A 17,257-nucleotide genomic window follows, 5' to 3' on the forward strand; every position below is an offset into this window, starting at 1 on the left:
ATGGGGGCGCGCGGTCACGGCTTGCGGCCCACGGCGCCGTACTGGGCCACCTCGTCCAGGGTCTCCCCGGCGGCGCCGCCCGTGTCCGCCGCGGGCGGCCGCCAGCGCGAACACGACACGATGCCCGGCTCGAGGATCTCCATGCCCGCGAAGAAGCCGGTGATCTCGTCCCGGCTGCGGGCGGTGATCGGCGGCTTGGCGTGCTCGTTCCAGAAGCGCATGGCGTCGGCGTTCGCGGCGCCGCCCAGCTCCAGCGTCGGGTGCGTGAGCACGAGATGGCTGCCGGACGGGACGGCGTCCATCAGCCGCCGGACGATGCTCCGGGCCTCCTCCGTGTCGAGCACGAAGTTGAGGATGCCGAGCATCATCACGGCCACCGGCCGGCCGAAGTCCAGGGTCCGGGCCGCCGCCCGCAGGATGCCGTCCGGGTCGTGCGCGTCCGCGTCGACATAGTCGGTGGCGCCCTCGGGGGAGCTGGTGAGGAGCGCGCGGGCGTGCTTGAGCACGGTCGGGTCGTGGTCGACGTAGACGATCCGCGCTTCGGGCGCGCACCGCTGGGCCACGTCGTCGTGTTGTCGGCGGTGGGCAGGCCGGTGCCGATGTCGAGGAACTGCCGTATGCCCGCGTCCCGTACGAGGAACTCCACCGCCCGCCCGAGGAACGCGCGGTCGGCGCGCGCCACTTCGCGGATGCTCGGATACATGCCGGTGATCCGGTCGCCGACCTCCCGGTCCACGGGATGGTGGTCGGTGCCGCCCAGCCAGTAGTCCCACACGCGCGCGTTGTGCGCGACGCCGCTGCCGCCGTCGGCCGCGCCCGGCCCGTCGCCGCCGGCCGGGCTGTCGCCGTTCCGCGGCCCGCGGCCCTCTCGTGCTGTCACGATCCTGAAGATACTGGAAGGGGCCGACAGCGAGCCTCGCCCGCGCCTCCGCGCGGGCTGAGATGATGACCGCATGGCCGAAGAAGCCGAAGAAGAGGACGTCATCCCCATCCTCCGGGTCACGGACGCCGCGCGCGCGGTCGCGTGGTACGGCCGGCTGGGCTTCGTCAAACGGTGGTCGCACCGCTTCGAGCCGGGGCTGCCCGCGTTCCTCGAGATCGCCCGCGGCCGCATCCGGCTGTTCCTCTCCGAGCACGAGGGCGACGCCCGTCCCGACACGCTCGTGTACCTGTGGGTCCGCGATGTCGAGGCCATCGCCGCGGAGTTCGGCGTACAGACGCACGCCGCGCCGTGGGCGGTCGAGATCGAGCTGCACGACCCGGACGGCAACCGCCTCCGGATCGGCACCCCGGCGGGCTGACGGGCCGTACGGGTGGACCGCCCGCCCTACAGCTCCGACGGCCCCCACGCGTCGACTGCCATCTCGTCTCCCACCGAGATCTTCCCCGGCCGCACCACGGCCAGTTTCACGCCGAACGCGACGCCGCCCTCCGCCGCCCGCCGGTAGTCCGCGAGCGTACGCAGCGGCTCCGGCCCGGACTTCGTGCCCGTCTCCTGGTCGACGGTGGTCACCGCGCAGCGGATCGCCAGCTTCGCGTAACCGAACTCCGCGTCGCCCGCCCGCAGCTGCCGCACGCCGTCCTCGGCGTGCGGCTCGCCGTCCCAGCCGTCCAGCACGATGTTCGGCCGGAACCGGTCCATCGGCAGCGGTGCGGAACCGCGCGCGGTGAGCCGTGCGTTCAGCTGCTCCAGGCTGGGCAGCGACAGCAGGTGCAGCGGGGCGCTGTCCGCGTACCCGGACGTGCCCGGGGTCAGCCCGCCGGTCACCCGGTGGTGCTCGGGCGGCACCCGTACGAGCCGGCTCGGCTCGCCCAGCGCCTCCGACAGCCAGCCGGCGACCTCCTCGCCCTGGTCGATGCCCTGGTACGGGGTGCCGAACAGCTCGATGTCACGCCGCGGCGCCTCCGTGTCCACGGCGATCCGCAGCGGGTCCACGCCCGGACCGTGCAGCGTGAGCCAGCCGCCCTCCGGCTCGATCTCCGGGCGGATGAGGGCCAGTCGGGGGCTGCGGCGCTGGCTGCGGAAGCCGCCGTCCTCGGTGGTCACGAGGAAGCTGCGGTCGTGCGCGAGGCCCGCCGGCGTGACGAGGGCGTCGTACGCGGGGGAGCCTGCGCATCCCTTGATCGGGTAGCTGATCAGCCCGGTGATTCTGGCCATGCGGCCAGCCTAACGGGCGGGTATGACAGGCCACCGCGACGCCCCGGCACCGCCCTCCGTACGCGTTCCGGGCCCCTACGGGCGGTCCGCCCGCACCGCGTACCGGGCGAAACCGTCCTCCCGCCGCAGCCAGCCCTCCGCCTCGAACGCGGCCGTCCCCCGCGCCCGTAGCTCCGCGTCCGCCCCGGCCCGCCCCGTCCAGCTCTCCGGCCCGTGCCCGAACAGCTCGCGCAGCCGCGGCGATTCGGACAGCAGTTGGGCCAGTACGGCGGGCTGCGCGCCGCCCGCCCGCGGCGTGCCGTCCGGGTGGGCGAGGATGCCGCGGGCGTTGTAGTAGAGGTACGCGCCGGGCAGCCGCCGTCCGGACGGCAGCGTCACCGGGAACGCGTCACCGGGCAGGAACGCCCGCCCGTAGTTCGGGAGTTCGGTGCTGTCCACGGCGTTGAGCTGCGCGGCGTCCAGCCAGGTGGCGACCAGTGGGGACTCCGCGTCCGGGTCCGCGTACGGCGCGGCCGCCACGTATCCGGCCGGGCTGATGTGCCCGGACAGTCCGACGGAGATGCCCCGGACCCGTACGGGCACCATCGGGAGCGCGCCGGAGCTGCCGAGCCGCGCCAGCTTGTGCCGGACCTGGCCCGGCGCGGCGTTGGAGCCGACCGCGAGCACCGGGAAGCGTTCCTGTGCGGGGGGCACTCCGAGGAGCGTCAACAGGCCGTCCACCGTGGCGCGTTGCGGCCGCTCCGAGGCCCCCGCGGGCAGTGCCACCGGCCAGTCGCCGAGCGGTGCGCCGGACGGACGCAGGTCCAGGAGCTCGTCGCCGTTGAGGAACGAGGGTCTGCCGACCAGCCGGCCCGGATAGATCAAGGGCTCACGGGCGGGCACTCCCGCGTAGCCGAGTGCTTCCAGGCTCCGGTCCTGCACGGGGAAACGCCTCCAGGGGGTGAGGGATCACCGGGCCTGGGGGCGCGGGGATCGTCCGCTGTGAACGCGCAGAGCTTGCCCGTTTCCGCCGGTAAGGGGGGCGCCGACGCGCCGGAGTGCGCCCTGCGTGCCGGAGTGCGCCTACGCGCCCGCCGGTGCGATCCGTCCCTCCGCCACGAGCGCGTCGACCGCCTCGGCGGTCGCGTCCAGCGCCGAGTGCCTCGGCCGGAAGCCGAGCAGCCGCCCCGCCTTCTCCATGGAGCAGTGCGGGCTGTGGGTCAGATGGCTCCAGGTCACTGCGGCGCGGTCGTCCGGAACGGTCTGCGACCAGCGTTCCCACGGCAGGAACGCCAGGTCCGCGTCCCGGCCGAACCAGCGCGCGACCGCCTCCGCGTAACCGCGCATCGTGACCGCCCCGGCCGCCACCGCGTGGAAGCTCTCGCCGACGGCCACCGAGCGGTTGGCGAGCGCCGCGAGGAACACGCCCGCCACATCGGCCGCGTGGACGTGCTGAAGGGTCTCCAGGCCGAGGTTCGGCAGGGTCACCCGGCGGCCGTCGGCGAGGTCCTGGAAGACGCCGACGTCCAGGTTCCCGGCCGGGTTCACCGGCACCCAGCCGGGGCCGGTGATGTGGCCGGGGTGGATCACGGTCGAGGGCAGCGCACCGTCGCTCCGTACGTTCATCTCGTGCAGCAGGTACCGCTCGACGGCGTTCTTGGCGATCCCGTACTTGCCCAGGGGCCGCCGCGGCGAGTCCTCCGTGGTGGGCACCGCGGCGCTCGGGCCGTGCACCCAGATCGTGCCGCAGTGCAGGAAGTGCCGTACGCGGCCCGCGAGCGCGGCGCCCAACTGCCGGGCGCTGTCCTCGCTGAAGCAGATCAGGTCGATGACGACCTCGGCGTCGAGCCCCGCGACGCGCTCCCCGAACGTACCGGCGGCGTCCTCCGCCTGCCGGTCCGCCTCCACGGTGCGTACCCCCGTCCACGCCCGGCGCGCCCCGGGCCCGTACGGGCTCCGCTGCCCGCGGCTCAGCACGGTCACCTCGTGGCCCTGCGCGATGAGGGAGGGGACGAGGAAGGTGCCGATGTGCCCGGTTCCGCCGATGACCACGGTGCGCATGGCGACGATGCTAAAGGCTCTCCTCGGAGCGCGGCCTCAATCTGCCCGGCGCAGCCCCGCGATGAGCGTCTCGACCAGTTGGCGTGCGTCGTAGCGGGGGTTGTTGCCCGCGCCCGCGCAGAGGCCGCCGACGCCGCGCATGAGCGCGTACGCGTCCATGCCGGGGCGGATCTCACCCGACTCGGCGGCGGCGTCGAGGAGTTGGGCGCATACGGGCACGAGCCGTTCGAGGAAGTACGAGTGCAGGGGGTCGTAGCAGGGGTCGTCGGACTGCAGTACGGCGGCGAGGCCCTGCTTGGTGACCACGAAGTCCATGAAGCGGTCGATCCACTGCCCCAGCGCGGCGTACGGGGTCGCGCCGGCCGCCAGGAGGGCGGGACCGGCCTCGGCGAGGGCTTCGACCTGGTGCCGGTAGACGGCGACGATGAGGTCCGCGCGGGTCGGGAAGTGGCGGTAGATCGTGGCCGTGCCGACGCCCGCCTCGGCCGCGATGTGGCGGATCGGCGCCTCCACGCCGGACGCGACGAAGACCGCTGCGGCCGCGTCGAGGAGGGTCTTCTCGTTGCGCCGCGCGTCCGCCCGTTTGGGCCTGGGCGCCGCGCTTCCCGCGCCGCCGCGCTCGCTGCCACTCACCGCACTGTCTCCTTCGCCGCCGATGTGCCCGTGCCGATGTGCCATGGCGAGGTGCCGACGGGCTGTTCTGGTTATACGGGACAGTGTCCCGTATATTCGTTCCGGGACGCTGTCCCGTTTAACCATGATGGCAGACGGGCCGTGCCCGCCCACAGCCGGAAGGAAGGTCTTTCGCATGACCGCAGCAGAGACCGCGGCGACGGATGTGCCCGTCACCGCTCCCACCCCCGTCGTCTCGGTGAAGCCATTGGTGCTCGAAGCGCCAGGCCGAGGCGAGGACCTGCGCGTACGGGTCTCCGCGCCGGTCACCGGCAGCGGCCTGCCGGTCGTCGTCCTCTCGCACGGCTACGGCTCGTCGCTGGACGGATACGGCCCTCTCGCCGACTTCTGGGCCGCCCACGGCTTCGTCGTACTCCAGCCCACCCACCTCGACTCCCGCACCGTCGCCCTGCCCCCGGACGACCCCCGCACCCCGCGGCTCTGGCGCATCCGCGTCGAGGACGCCCGACGCGTACTCGACCGGCTCGACGACCTGGAAGCCGCCGTCCCCGGCCTCGCCGGCCGCCTCGACCGGAGCCGTATCGCCGCGGCCGGACACTCCTTCGGCGGCCAGACGGCGGGCAACCTGCTGGGGCTGCGCGTCCTCGATCCGGTCAGCGGGACGGAAGAGGACCTGTCCGACGCCCGTGTCAAGGCCGGTGTCCTGCTGGCCACGGCCGGACGGGGCGGCGCCGACCTCACCCCGTACGCCGCCGAGCACTTCCCGTTCATGAACCCGGACTTCACGCACATGACCACACCGGCCCTCGTCGTCCACGGCGACAAGGACGACCTCCCGCTGTCCGTCAGAGGACCGGAATGGCTCGCCGACCCGTACGTGCTGAGCCCCGGAAGCAAGAGCCTGTTCACGCTGTACGGGGCGGAGCACTCCCTCGGCGGCATCACGGGCTACGAGGCCCGGGAGACGACGGACGAGCACCCCGGACGCGTCGCCCTGATCCAGCGCGTCACATGGGCCTACCTGCGTCACGCGCTCGGGATGGGGGACACGGCGTGGACGGCGGCGCGGCAGGTGCTGGCGGAGAGCGCCGCGCACCCGTTGGGCCGGATCGAGTCCAAGTGAGGTGCTGAGAACGGCGGCTGTCCGCCGCGATGAGTTCCGGCCGGGCCGGGAGTCTGTCTCCGGTGACCGCCTGTACGGGGCCGCATCCGACACCGTACGGCGCGCGATGCGACACCGTACGGGGCGCTGCGACGCCCCCGTACGTTGCCGCCCGCGTGGGGCACCGTCCGGCACGAGACACCACGGAGGACAGACGCCATGACGCCCACACCCGACGCCCGCACCACCTCGCTGCCCGGCCGCCCGCCCGTCGTCGACCCGGCCACCTGGCAGACCGCACGCGACGAGCTGCTGGTCCGCGAGAAGGCCCACACCCGCGAGGGCGACGCCCTCGCCGCGGCCCGCCGGCGGCTGCCGATGGTGGAGTTCGACGGGACAGTCGAGGTCGTCGGCCCCGACGGGCCGGTCCCGTTCCTGGACCTGTTCGAGGGCCGCGACGAGCTCGTGCTCTACCAGCACATGTGGTACGACGGCGCGCCGCACCAGGGACAGTGCGAGGGCTGCACCACCGCGGCCTGGCATCTGAAGGACGCGGTCTATCTCAACGCCCGCGGCGTCTCGTTCGCCGTCGTCACGACGGGCCGGTGGGAAGAGGTGGCGCCGTACGTCGAGTTCATGGGCTACACCCAGCCCTGGTACTCGGTGCGCGACGTGCCCGCGCCGGTCGGCGGCGACATGGGCTACCTCAGCTGCTTCCTGCGCGACGGCGACCGCACGTTCCTCACGTACTCCACGACGGGCCGCGGCAACGAGCGGGTCAACAGCTCCCTCAGCCTGCTCGATCTGACGCCGTACGGCCGCGCCGAGACGTGGGAGGACAAGCCCGAGGGCTGGCCCGAAGGGCGCGGCCCGTGCTGGTCCTGGCGCTCCGACGCGGACGGGACCGCCACGTGGGGCCCGACCAGCCGCCCCGTACCGCAGTGGACCCGCCCCGGCGCGGCCCCCGTGGAGACCCTCGGCCGGCACGGCGACCACTGCCACTGACGCGCGCGCTCGCGAATCCCGCCCGTCCGGCGTTTGAGGACGAAGCGCGGCGGCCACCGTCCGCTGGTGGACCGGCACGCCCGTGGTCCAGCGCGCCTTCGTCATGGACGGGGCCGCCCTCAAACGCCGGACGGGCTGGAACTGCCTTCCATTACGGTGTCGCGGTGAACACACAGGTGATCGTGCTCAACGGCGGTTCCAGCTCGGGCAAGTCCGGGATCGTCCGGTGCCTCCAGGAAGTCCTGCCGGAACCGTGGCTGGCCGTCGGCGTCGACATGCTGGTCGAGGCGATGCCCGCGTCTGTACAGGCGTCGGAGACGGGCATCGAGTTCGGTGCGGACGGCGGGGTGAGCGTCGGGCCGGAGTTCCGGACGCTGGAGGCCGCCTGGATGGAAGGGGTCGCCGCGGTGGTCAGGGCGGGAGCGCGGGTCATCGTCGATGAGGTCTTCCTCGGCGGAGCGGCGTCCCAGCAGCGGTGGCAGAAGGCTCTCGACGGGCTGGACGTGCTGTGGGTAGGCGTCAGGTGCGAGAGCGCAGTCGCCGCGGGCCGGGAGGTCGCCCGCGGAAACCGGATCCGGGGGATGGCCGCGTCGCAGGCGGAAATCGTCCACCAAGGCGTCGTCTACGACCTGGAGGTGGACACCACGCACACCGAATCCCTGGAGTGCGCGCGGACCATCGCCGCCCGCGTCCGGCGCCCCTTCCCGGCTGAGCGGCCGATGCCGGGCGGCCCGCGCCGCATTGTCGGTGGCGCCGGTTAGCGTGAACGGCATGGACTCGGCCGCGTACCTCACCCACCTCCGACGGGATCTCGACGCCTTCCGCGCCTGCATCGACACCGGCGATCTCGCCGCCCCCGTCGAGCACTGCGGCGACTGGACGCTGCGCGACCTCGCCAGACACCTGGGCCGCGGCAACGTATGGGCGGCGGCTGCCGTGACCGAGCGGCGCGGCGACTACGGCGGCACGGCGCCACCGGAGGACCGGGCGGGCCTGGTGAGCTGGTACGAGGAGAGCGCCGCGACGCTCCTCGACGCGCTGAAGGCCGAACCGTCCACCGAGGCGTGGACGTTCGCCCCGCCGCACACCGTCGGCTTCTGGCAGCGCCGCCGCGCCCAGGAGACCCTGATCCACCGCTGGGACGCCGAATACGCCGTCGCGCCCGACGCCGTACGCCCGCTCGACCCCGAACTCGCCGCGGACGGCGTGGCGGAGGTCTTCGACACGATGGCGCCGCGCCAGGTCCGCAAGGGCCGCGCGACCGCGCCCTCGTACGCGATCCGCCTCGCCTCGACGGACACCGGCGACTCGTGGACGTACGGTCCCGGCACCCCGATAGCCGTCCTCACGGGCCCGGCGGAACGCCTCCTGCTCACGGTGTGGGGCCGCACCTCCCGCGATGACCGGTCCCTCACCTGGGACGGCGACGCGGCGGCGGCTCGTCGCCTGCTGGGGGCGCGCTGGTGCCATAGGGAGCGCCTGCCGTCCCTGCGGATGCGGCAGCGCGTCAGCGCTGGTGCCGCAGCCCCGCGACGAACGCGCCCCAGGCGGCGTCGCCGAAGGCGACGACGGGACCGGCGGGCCGCTTGCTGTCCCGCACGAGGGTCGCACCGGCGGCTGCCGACCCGGAGACCTCGACGCAGTCGCCGCCGTCGGTGTTGCTGTGCGTGCTCTTGTGCCAGCCCACCTCGACGCAGTTGCCCCCGTCGGTGTTGCTGTAGCTGCTCTTGCGCCAGGCGACTGTGCTGAAGTCAGCTTCTGCTGTGGTCATTTCGGTAGTCCTCTGCGGCTTCCTTGATCACGGCCAGGGACGCCTTCGGCGGTAGCGCAGCGGCCCTGAGCAGATCGTACGACCTCATGTATGGCTTCACGAGCCCCGGATCGTCGATCAGCTGACCGTGGAAAAGCCCTTCCGTGTACATCACGGGAGGCGCATCGGCGAAGGTGAGGAAGGTGGCGCTGCCGATCATGAAAGGGTGCGCCCCGGCGTTCAGCGGCAGCACTTGCGTAAGCATCCGCGCCCGGCCGGTCAGCTGCACGATGTGGTCCAGTTGCTCCGCCATGACGCCGGGAGTCGCGACGGGAAACCGGAGCACGGACTCGTGCAGAATCACCCAGTATTCGGGGGACTTTGGGCTCTCGAAGATGTGCGCCCGCGCCAGCCGGGCGGTCACCTTCTCGTCCACCTTCTCCGGGAGTTCGCGAACGTGTGAGCCGTTGAACAGCGCACGTGCGTAGCCGTCGGTTTGCAGCAAGCCGGGGATGACCGTGGACGACCATTCCTCGATGCTCGCCGCGCGCTGTTCCATCTCCACCACGTCGGCGAAATACTCCGCGTGGCCGCCGCGCTTCGCCTTCCGTACGTCCTCGCAGCGGCGTTCGAAGAAGCCGTCCGTGTTCAGTTTCCGGTCCGCGTGGCGGGCCAGATCCAGTGGCATGCGGCGGTCGCCCATTTCGATCTGGCTGAGATAGGCGATGCTGTAGTAGATGCCCTCGGTGAGCTCGTTCAGCGTGAGCCCCGCGGCCTCCCGCTTGTACCGCAACTCGGCGCCGTAGAACGCCGGTACGCTCGCCGCCGCATCGAGATCCTTGCGTGGTGGCATCGGCCACTCCTCCATCTCAGCGCACCGCGCTGCTGAATCTGATCACCTTTCACATTACGGCGCCGATAACCACTCTGTGAGCGTTCCATCACAGAGAGCACGAGAGGTGAGGGCAATGAGGGTCTCAAGGGCGCAGGAGCGGGTGCACGAGGCGCACGGCGCGTACGAGGGGGCGTCGGCCGCCGCGCTCACCGTCGCGTTGCTGGCGGAGCCGCGCGCGGTGGCCGATCTACGCCGTACGGTGCGCTGCCATCTCGTACACCGGGGGCTCGCCCCGTATGCCGACACGGCGCAGTTGTGCGTCAGCGAGCTGATGACGAACGTCATCAACCACGTCGGCGCGGGCGTGCCCGTCACCCTCCGGGTGACCATGGCGTACGACCGGCTCCGTATCGAACTGACCGATCCCGCCCCGCACATGCTGCCCACCCTCGTCCGTCCGTCGGACGACCAGGAGTCGGGCCGCGGGCTCGCGCTGCTCGACGTGTTCGCGGACCGGTGGGGCGTGGTCGAGGACGCCGAGAGCAAGACGACGTGGTGTGAGCTGCGGACGGCGCCCGAGTCCCTGCCGGTCGGCGGCGACCTTGGCAACGGGCTGCTGCTGTGACGTGGGCCGCCGCCCCGGTAGGGTCCGTGCTGGCCGTTTCAGCGGTGAGCAGGAAGAGGCGGGAAGAGGTCGGTGCGCGTGCTGATCGACACGGTGGCCTGGGTCAGGATCGAGAACGGCCTGATCCTGTGCGCCCGCCCGCGCGGCAAGGACGTCTTCTACGTCCCGGGCGGCAAGCGCGAGGGCGGCGAGAGCGACACGGAGACCCTGGTGCGCGAGATCAAGGAGGAGCTGACGGTGCTTCTCGATCCGCGGACGGCGGTCCACGTGGGCACGTACGAGGGCGGCGGGCCCGGACTTCCCGCGGACACGGTGGTGCGCATGGCCTGCTACACCGCGGAGTTCCAGGGGACGCTTGCCGCGAGCGGCGAGATCGAGGAGACCGCATGGCTCTCGTACGCGGACAGAGACCGCGTACCGCCGGTGGACCAGTTGCTTTTCGACGACCTCAAGAACGCGGGTGAACTCGCGTAAGGCGAGGGCCGGAACGAAGCCCGGCGGACGACCGGTCAGTTGACGCCCTCCCGGGCCGTGGCCGTATGCCACTTCAGGTAGTCGCGCCGGCGCCGGGCACGGACGGCCCGTTCGAGGACGAGGGCGACGGCCGGAGAGTACGGCGTCCTCGACGGCTTGCCCGCGGCGAGGCGGGCGAGCTGCCGCGACGAGACAGCCTGGACGGCCGCCGCAGCCAGCGATCTGTTCCGCAAGCGGGTGCGGGGCGGGCGGACCTGGGCGTCACCGCCGGCGAGCCACTGTCCCGGCAGGGTGGGGTCGGTCGCCAGCGCCGTGGCCACGCCGACCATGGCGACTCCGGAGTCGATCACCTGTTGTGCGACCGCGCGCCGCCGTATCCCTCCGGTCAGCAGCAGCGGCAGCGGCGAGGTGGCGACGAGCTGTTGGGCGAGTTCGAGGAAGTACGCCTCGCGGGCCAGGGTGCGGCCGTCCGCGGGGGAGCCCGCCGTGGCCAGGCTCTCGATGCTGCCGCCGGAGAGTTCGACCAGGTCGGCCCCCACGTCGGCGAGCATCTTGATCACGTCGCGCGCGTCGTCGGTGTCGAATCCGCCGCGCTGGAAGTCCGCCGAGTTCAGTTTCACTCCCACGGCGAAGCCCGCGCCGACCCGCTCGCGGACCGCGACCGTGACATCGAGCAGCAGACGGGCCCGGTTGTGCAGGCTGCCGCCCCAGCGGTCGTCGCGCCGGTTCACCAGGGGGGAGAGGAACTGGGAGAGGAGGTAGCCGTGGGCGGCGTGGATCTCGACTCCGTCGAAACCGGCCTGCCGGGCCCGTTGCGCGGTCACGGCGAAGCGTTCCACCGTCTCGTCGATGTCCTGGGCGGTCATCGGCCGCGGCGTCGGGAACATGCCGGAGAAGCCGCCGGCGTCGATCGGCACGGCGGAGGGGGCCCACGTGGTGCCGCCGAGGTCCTTGGGGATGACGCGCCCGGGGTGGTTGATCTGCATCCAGATCTGTCCGCCCGCCGACTTGCCAGCCGCCGATTGGCCGCCCGCCGACTTGCCGGCCGCCGCCCAGCGCCGGAACGGCTCCAGCGGCGTGCCCTGTTCCAGGACGACGTCGCCCGGCTGGGCAACGGCCCTGCCGTCGATCATGACGTGTCCGGTGATCAGCAGCCCGGCACCTCCCGCGGCCCAGCGGCCGTAGAGCGTACGGAGTTCGTCACCGGGCAGTTGGCTCGGTGCCGCGAGCAGCTCCTCCATCGCGGCCTTCGCGATCCGGTTGGGCAGCGGAGCGCCGCTGCCCAGGTGCAGGGGCTCGTTCAGCGTGGTCATCTCTTCTCCCGTGACGTCGGCTCCGGGCAGTCCGGGCAGGCAGGGCTGCCGGTGGCGTTGTGCGTCTTCGCTCCGTAGAGGCCGGGCGTCACGAGGCGGCGGAGTCGAGGCCGGGGGCGAGGTCGCGTACGTCGTCGAATCCGAGCTTGCGGTTGAGGCCGCCGGTGATGCGGACGACGGTGGTGCGGGGAAGCAGGCGCGAAGCCCAGGTTCCGGCGCGGTTGAAGGCGCGTCCGGGGTAGGAGACGGACCGGCCGCGTGCGAAGTCGTCGAGCGTCCCGGCTGCGATGCGGGCGGGGGTGTCCGCGGCCCTCGGATCGACGGACGCGGTCGTACCGTCGAAGAATCCGGTGTCGATCGCTCCCGGATGGGCCGCCATCACGCGTACGCCGGTGTGGCGGACCTCCTCGGCGAGCGCCTCGGTGAAGGAGAGCACGAACGCCTTGGTGGCGGCGTAACCGGCCTGGTACGGCATGGGCTGGAAGGCGGCGGTGGAGGCGACGTTGACGATGCCGCCGCGGCCGCGTTCGACCATGCGGGCGCCCAGCAGGTGGCACAGGGCGACCAGCGCGGTGACGTTCACGTCGACGGACCGGAGGTTGGGTTCGAGGGGGCGGCCGAGGAAGGGACCCACCGATCCCGTCCCGGCGTTGTTGACCAGGAGGTCCGCCTCCAGGCCGAGTTCCTCGACGGTGTCGGCCACCGTCTGCGCCGCCCGCCGGTCCGACAGGTCCGCGGCGATCACGTCGACCCGTACGGAATGGGCCTTCCGGAGCTGCCCGGCAAGGGTGTTGAGCGCGTCCGACGAGCGGGCGACGAGGACGAGGTGTGCGCCTCGGGAGGCGAGTTCCCGTGCGTAGGCCTCGCCCAGGCCCTTCGAGGCGCCGGTGACCACGGTGGTGGTGTTCGTGTAGTCGTGCATGGGTGAGTGCTTCCTGTTCGGCTGGGTGGGCGCGGGCGCCGGGCCGCGTCGTCGGGGCGCGGGGGGCCAGCGGGAGCGAGAAGAGGCAGAAGAGCGAGAAGCCGATTACTTCGAGACTCGAATGAACGTAACACTTCGAGACTCGAAGTGAAATAGGATGAGGCCATGACACGCAGCGCACTTGAGGCAGCGGTGGTGGCGAACCACGAGATCTTCATGCGGACCGGCGACCGGATCAACGCGGTCCTGGCCGAGCACGGTCTGACGCACGCGACCGCCCACGCGCTCTGGGTGATCGACCCGGCCGAGGCGCCGCCCTCGATGAAGGAGCTGGCCGGGCGGCTGTACTGCAACGCGCCCAACCTCAGCTTCGTGATGAATCAGCTCACCGGGCGGGGACTTGTCGAACGCTCCGCCGACCCCGCCGACCGCCGTTCACGCGTCGTCGCGCTGACGGAGGACGGCCGCCGCGTACGGTCCGCGGTGATCGAGGCAACGCTGGCCCTGACCCCGTTCGCCCGGCTGGACGCCGGCGAACTGCGCGAGCTGGCGAGTCTCCTGGGGAAGGCGCTCGAACCGGAGTCCTGAACCGGGGCCCTCACCCGTGCCTTACGGCCGTCCCCAACGGCCCGCGCGGCCAGCCCGGTTGCCGGTGCGGCCGGTCCCGTTCGCCGCGCCACGCGGAACGTTCGCGTCCCGCACCCTTGACACCTTGCGGCGCACCTTCATCATAAGGGGACTTGAGACACACAACTGACAACGTTGTCACACATCTTGGGAGGCTCACGTGCGCGGCAGAATCCCAACCGGCCACAGACGCACCGGATTTCTCCGGCGTCTGCGCGCCCCCGCCGTACTCGTCTCGGCAGCCCTGCTCGCCACCCTGGCGCCCAGCACTGCCGGTACTGCCAGCGCGGCCCCCGACCCCGTCGACAGCACGGAGTTCGCCTCGTCCTTCGAGCCGGGCGAACCCGCCCCCGACTGGCGCGACACCGTGGAGACCGGCCCGGACGGCAAGCCCCGTACGGACGGCGTCGAGCCGGAGGGCGCGCCCGGCGGACAGGGCATGAGCACGCACCCCGACACCGGCCCCACCGAGTCGCCCACGGCGAAGCCGGACGCCGGCTTCACCGGCAAGCACGCGCTGCGTTACGCGGGCACGCACCGCGCGGACGGGCGCGGCTACGCGTACAACAAGGTGTTCGACACCGACGTCAGGGTCACCGAGGACACCGTCCTGTCGTACCGCCTGTTCCCGGAGATGAAGGGCGAGGAGGACCGCTCGTACTCCGCGACGAACGCCGCCGTCGACCTCGCCTTCACCGACGGCACGTACCTCAGCGAGCTGGCCGTCAAGGACCAGCACGGCGCCCGACTGAGCCCGCAGGGCCAGGGCGCGTCGAAGACGCTGCTGGTCAACCAGTGGAACCACAAGGAGGCCCGGATCGGCCGGGCCGCCGCGGGCAAGACCGTGGACCGGGTGCTGGTGGCGTACGACGCGGCGAAGGGCAGCCGCCCCTTCCGCGGCTGGGTGGACGACGTGACGCTCGCGCCGAAGCAGCCCGAGAAGCCGAAGGAGCACCTGTCGGACTACGCGGTGACCAACCGCGGCACGCAGTCCAGCGGTGACTTCTCGCGCGGCAACAACTTCCCGGCCACGGCCGTCCCCAACGGGTTCAACTTCTGGACCCCCGTGACCAACGCGGACTCCACGAGCTGGCTCTACGAGTACTCCCGCAAGAACAACGCGGACAACCTGCCGACCCTCCAGGCGTTCAGCGCCAGCCACGAGCCGAGCCCGTGGATGGGCGACCGGCAGACGTTCCAGGTGATGCCGTCCGCCGCCGAGGGCACCCCCGACGCGTCGCGTACGGCCCGCGCGCTCCCCTTCCGGCACGCCAACGAGACGGCGAAGCCGCACCACTACGGCGTGACTTTCGAGAACGGGCTCCGTACGGACATCACCCCGACCGACCACGCCGCGATGATGCGGTTCCGCTTTCCGTCCGACGACGCGAGCCTGATCTTCGACAACGTCGACAACGGCGGCGGCCTCACCCTCGACCGCGAGGGCGGCACCGTCTCCGGCTTCTCGGACGTGAAGAGCGGACTGTCGATCGGCGCGACACGGATGTTCGTCTACGCGGAGTTCGACAAGAAGGCGACCGACGGCGGCCGACTCGAGGGCGGCGGCGGTCCCGACGTGACCGGCTATCTGCGCTTCGACGCGGGCGCCGACCGTACGGTGCACATGCGCATCGCCACCTCTCTCATCAGCGTCGACCAGGCGAAGGCCAACCTGGAGCAGGAGATTCCGTCCGACGCCTCCTTCGAGGGCGTACGGGACGGGGCCCAGGCGGAGTGGGACGACATCCTGGACACGATCGAGGTCGAGGGCGCCAGCCCGGACCAGCTCACCACCCTCTACTCCAATCTCTACCGGCTCTACCTCTACCCCAATTCCGGCTTCGAGCGCGTCGGCCCCGACCAGCGCAAGCGCTACGCGAGCCCCTTCTCGCCCGCCGAGAAGCCGGACACGCCCACGGAGACCGGCTCGAAGATCGTCGACGGCGAGGTCTACGTCAACAACGGCTTCTGGGACACCTACAGAACGACCTGGCCCGCGTACTCGTTCCTGACCCCCAAGCGCGCCGGCCGGATGGTCGACGGCTTCGTGCAGCAGTACAAGGACGGCGGCTGGATCTCCCGCTGGTCCTCGCCCGGTTACGCGGACCTGATGACCGGCACGTCGTCCGACGTGGCGTTCGCGGACGCGTATGCCAAGGGCACGGAGTTCGACGCGAAGGCGGCGTACGAGGCCGCACTGAAGAACGCGACGGTCGCGCCGCCCGACCCCGGCGTCGGCCGCAAGGGCATGAACACCTCGCCCTTCCTCGGCTACACCAACACCGACACGCACGAGGGCATGTCCTGGGCGCTGGAGGGCTATCTCAACGACTTCGGCATCGCGCGCATGGGCGAGGCGCTGCACAAGAAGACGGGCGAGAAGCGCTACAAGGAGGAGGCCGACTACTTCCTCTCCCGCGCGCAGAACTACGTCCATCTCTTCGACGACCGGGTCGACTTCTTCCAGGGCCGCAAGCCGGGCGGTGACTGGCGCCTCTCCCCCGACGCGTTCGACCCGCGCGTCTGGGGCCACGACTACACCGAGACGAACGGCTGGAACTTCGCCTTCACCGCGCCGCAGGACACGCGCGGCCTGGCGAACCTGTACGGCGGCCGGAAGGGCCTCGGCGACAAGCTGGACGAGTACTTCGCGACGCCGGAGACGGCGGAGGAGAAGTACAAGGGCAGCTACGACAGCGTCATCCACGAGATGATCGAGGCGCGCGACGTCCGTATGGGCATGTACGGGCACAGCAACCAGCCGTCGCACCACATCGCGTACACCTACGACGCGGCCGGTCAGCCGTGGAAGACGCAGGAGAAGGTGCGCGAGGCGCTGTCCCGGCTGTATCTGGGCAGCGAGCTGGGCCAGGGCTACGCGGGCGACGAGGACAACGGCGAGATGTCCGCCTGGTACATCTTCAGCGCCCTCGGCTTCTACCCGCTGGTGATGGGCGAGCCCGAATACGCGGTCGGCTCCCCGCTGTTCACCAAGGCGACCGTGCACCTGGAGAACGGCAAGGACCTGGTCGTGGAGGCCCCGGAGAACAGCGCGGAGAACGTCTACGTGCAGGGCCTGAAGGTCAACGGCAAGGACTGGTCCTCCACCGCGCTCCCGCACGACGTCCTGGCGAAGGGCGGCAAGCTGGAGTTCGAGATGGGCCCGGAGCCGTCGAAGTGGGGCAGCGGCCCCAAGGACGCGCCGTCGTCCGTCACGAAGGACAACAAGGTGCCGTCGCCCGCGCGGGACGTGAGCGATCCCGACGGCTCCGCGGACGTGCCCGAAGCGCTTCTGGACAACACCTCGGACACGGCGGCCGGCGTCACCGACGCGCCGGTGAGCGTGCGCGACGGCGCGCGCGTCACCTCGTACACCCTCACCTCGGACGCGGCGGACGCGGCGCCCGACGGGTGGGTCCTGGAGGGCTCGAACGGCCCGAAGGGCGACGGGGACTGGACCGAGGTGGACCGGCGCGAGGGCGAGTCCTTCCGCTGGTCGAAGCAGACGCGCGTCTTCCAGCTGCCGGAGCCGGGCACGTACGAGCGCTACCGCCTCGTACCGGCCGGTGACGGGGGCAAGCTGGCGGAGGTGGAGCTGCTCGGCTGACCCCCACCGGCCGTACGGCACGCCTCTTGCCCTGCGCCCCGCTTCCCGCCGCGTCGTGCGGCGGGGGCGGGGCGTCGCCGTGCGGGTGTGTGCGCGGGGGGTGGACGGCGGTCTCGTACGGGGGCTAGTCTGAAAGCGAACTAGTCAGGATCCGCGAGTAGTTGGC

Annotated in this window: 16 protein-coding genes and 2 pseudogenes; 9 read left to right on the forward strand and 9 right to left on the reverse strand. The window is 71.8% G+C overall.

Annotated features, from left to right (window positions below):
* Window positions 1-14 precede the first annotated feature (14 nt).
* A pseudogene (locus DVA86_RS22820) lies at window positions 15-775 on the reverse strand (SAM-dependent methyltransferase).
* A gap of 178 nt (window positions 776-953) precedes the next feature.
* Here DVA86_RS22820 and DVA86_RS22825 point away from each other — a divergent pair.
* The gene (locus DVA86_RS22825; protein ID WP_208880997.1) at window positions 954-1,301 is read left to right on the forward strand and encodes a glyoxalase superfamily protein; all 348 of its coding nucleotides are present in this window, start codon (window positions 954-956) and stop codon (window positions 1,299-1,301) included.
* 26 nt (window positions 1,302-1,327) lie between these two features.
* Here DVA86_RS22825 and DVA86_RS22830 read toward each other — a convergent pair whose 3' ends face one another.
* The 4 genes from DVA86_RS22830 to DVA86_RS22845 form a co-directional block, all read right to left on the reverse strand.
* Window positions 1,328-2,158: an MOSC domain-containing protein gene (locus tag DVA86_RS22830; RefSeq protein WP_208880999.1), complete on the reverse strand. Its 831-nt coding sequence runs from the start codon at window positions 2,156-2,158 to the stop codon at window positions 1,328-1,330.
* A gap of 75 nt (window positions 2,159-2,233) precedes the next feature.
* Window positions 2,234-3,079 carry a hypothetical protein gene (locus tag DVA86_RS22835; RefSeq protein ID WP_208881001.1) on the reverse strand — a complete coding sequence of 282 codons (846 nt, stop codon included), beginning with the start codon at window positions 3,077-3,079 and terminating at the stop codon, window positions 2,234-2,236.
* Window positions 3,080-3,220: 141 nt separating this feature from the next.
* Complete coding sequence (locus tag DVA86_RS22840; protein WP_208881002.1) at window positions 3,221-4,198, reverse strand: NAD-dependent epimerase/dehydratase family protein; 978 nt, start codon at window positions 4,196-4,198, stop codon at window positions 3,221-3,223.
* Window positions 4,199-4,234: 36 nt separating this feature from the next.
* Window positions 4,235-4,831, reverse strand: coding sequence for a TetR/AcrR family transcriptional regulator (locus DVA86_RS22845; protein WP_245997003.1), 597 nt, complete (start codon window positions 4,829-4,831; stop codon window positions 4,235-4,237).
* A gap of 175 nt (window positions 4,832-5,006) precedes the next feature.
* Between DVA86_RS22845 and DVA86_RS22850 the strand changes: the two genes are divergently transcribed.
* The 4 genes and pseudogenes from DVA86_RS22850 to DVA86_RS22865 all read left to right on the forward strand — a co-directional run.
* The gene (locus DVA86_RS22850; protein WP_208881006.1) at window positions 5,007-5,954 is read left to right on the forward strand and encodes an alpha/beta hydrolase family protein; all 948 of its coding nucleotides are present in this window, start codon (window positions 5,007-5,009) and stop codon (window positions 5,952-5,954) included.
* 198 nt (window positions 5,955-6,152) lie between these two features.
* A complete protein-coding gene (locus DVA86_RS22855) occupies window positions 6,153-6,938 on the forward strand; it encodes a DUF899 family protein (protein WP_208881008.1) in 786 nt (261 codons plus the stop codon).
* 164 nt (window positions 6,939-7,102) lie between these two features.
* Window positions 7,103-7,699 carry a chloramphenicol phosphotransferase CPT gene (gene cpt / locus DVA86_RS22860; protein ID WP_208881009.1) on the forward strand — a complete coding sequence of 199 codons (597 nt, stop codon included), beginning with the start codon at window positions 7,103-7,105 and terminating at the stop codon, window positions 7,697-7,699.
* Window positions 7,700-7,709: 10 nt separating this feature from the next.
* Window positions 7,710-8,321, forward strand: a pseudogene (locus DVA86_RS22865) (maleylpyruvate isomerase family mycothiol-dependent enzyme); the annotation flags it as partial.
* A gap of 124 nt (window positions 8,322-8,445) precedes the next feature.
* Here the strand turns inward: DVA86_RS22865 and DVA86_RS22870 are convergent.
* Window positions 8,446-8,709, reverse strand: coding sequence for a DUF397 domain-containing protein (locus DVA86_RS22870; RefSeq protein WP_208881011.1), 264 nt, complete (start codon window positions 8,707-8,709; stop codon window positions 8,446-8,448).
* Window positions 8,690-9,541, reverse strand: coding sequence for a helix-turn-helix domain-containing protein (locus tag DVA86_RS22875; protein WP_208881013.1), 852 nt, complete (start codon window positions 9,539-9,541; stop codon window positions 8,690-8,692). The genes DVA86_RS22870 and DVA86_RS22875 overlap by 20 nt, the downstream gene beginning before the upstream one ends.
* Window positions 9,542-9,656: 115 nt before the next feature.
* Between DVA86_RS22875 and DVA86_RS22880 the strand changes: the two genes are divergently transcribed.
* Window positions 9,657-10,148, forward strand: coding sequence for an ATP-binding protein (locus DVA86_RS22880; protein WP_208881014.1), 492 nt, complete (start codon window positions 9,657-9,659; stop codon window positions 10,146-10,148).
* A gap of 72 nt (window positions 10,149-10,220) precedes the next feature.
* The gene (locus DVA86_RS22885) at window positions 10,221-10,622 is read left to right on the forward strand and encodes an NUDIX hydrolase (protein WP_208881016.1); all 402 of its coding nucleotides are present in this window, start codon (window positions 10,221-10,223) and stop codon (window positions 10,620-10,622) included.
* 35 nt (window positions 10,623-10,657) lie between these two features.
* Here DVA86_RS22885 and DVA86_RS22890 read toward each other — a convergent pair whose 3' ends face one another.
* Both DVA86_RS22890 and DVA86_RS22895 read right to left on the reverse strand, forming a co-directional pair.
* Entirely contained in the window at window positions 10,658-11,935 is a 1,278-nt protein-coding gene (locus DVA86_RS22890; RefSeq protein WP_208881018.1) for an NADH:flavin oxidoreductase/NADH oxidase family protein, read from the reverse strand.
* Window positions 11,936-12,023: 88 nt separating this feature from the next.
* Complete coding sequence (locus tag DVA86_RS22895) at window positions 12,024-12,857, reverse strand: SDR family NAD(P)-dependent oxidoreductase (protein ID WP_208881020.1); 834 nt, start codon at window positions 12,855-12,857, stop codon at window positions 12,024-12,026.
* A 165-nt stretch (window positions 12,858-13,022) separates the two neighbouring features.
* Here DVA86_RS22895 and DVA86_RS22900 point away from each other — a divergent pair, with 165 nt between their 5' ends.
* Window positions 13,023-13,445, forward strand: a complete 423-nt coding sequence (locus DVA86_RS22900; RefSeq protein ID WP_208881021.1) for a MarR family winged helix-turn-helix transcriptional regulator — start codon at window positions 13,023-13,025, stop codon at window positions 13,443-13,445.
* Window positions 13,446-13,644: 199 nt separating this feature from the next.
* A complete protein-coding gene (locus tag DVA86_RS22905; protein WP_425470908.1) occupies window positions 13,645-17,091 on the forward strand; it encodes a GH92 family glycosyl hydrolase in 3,447 nt (1,148 codons plus the stop codon).
* Window positions 17,092-17,257 lie beyond the last annotated feature (166 nt).

It is taken from the genome of Streptomyces armeniacus (assembly GCF_003355155.1).
GTDB classification, from domain to species: Bacteria; Actinomycetota; Actinomycetes; order Streptomycetales; family Streptomycetaceae; genus Streptomyces; species Streptomyces armeniacus.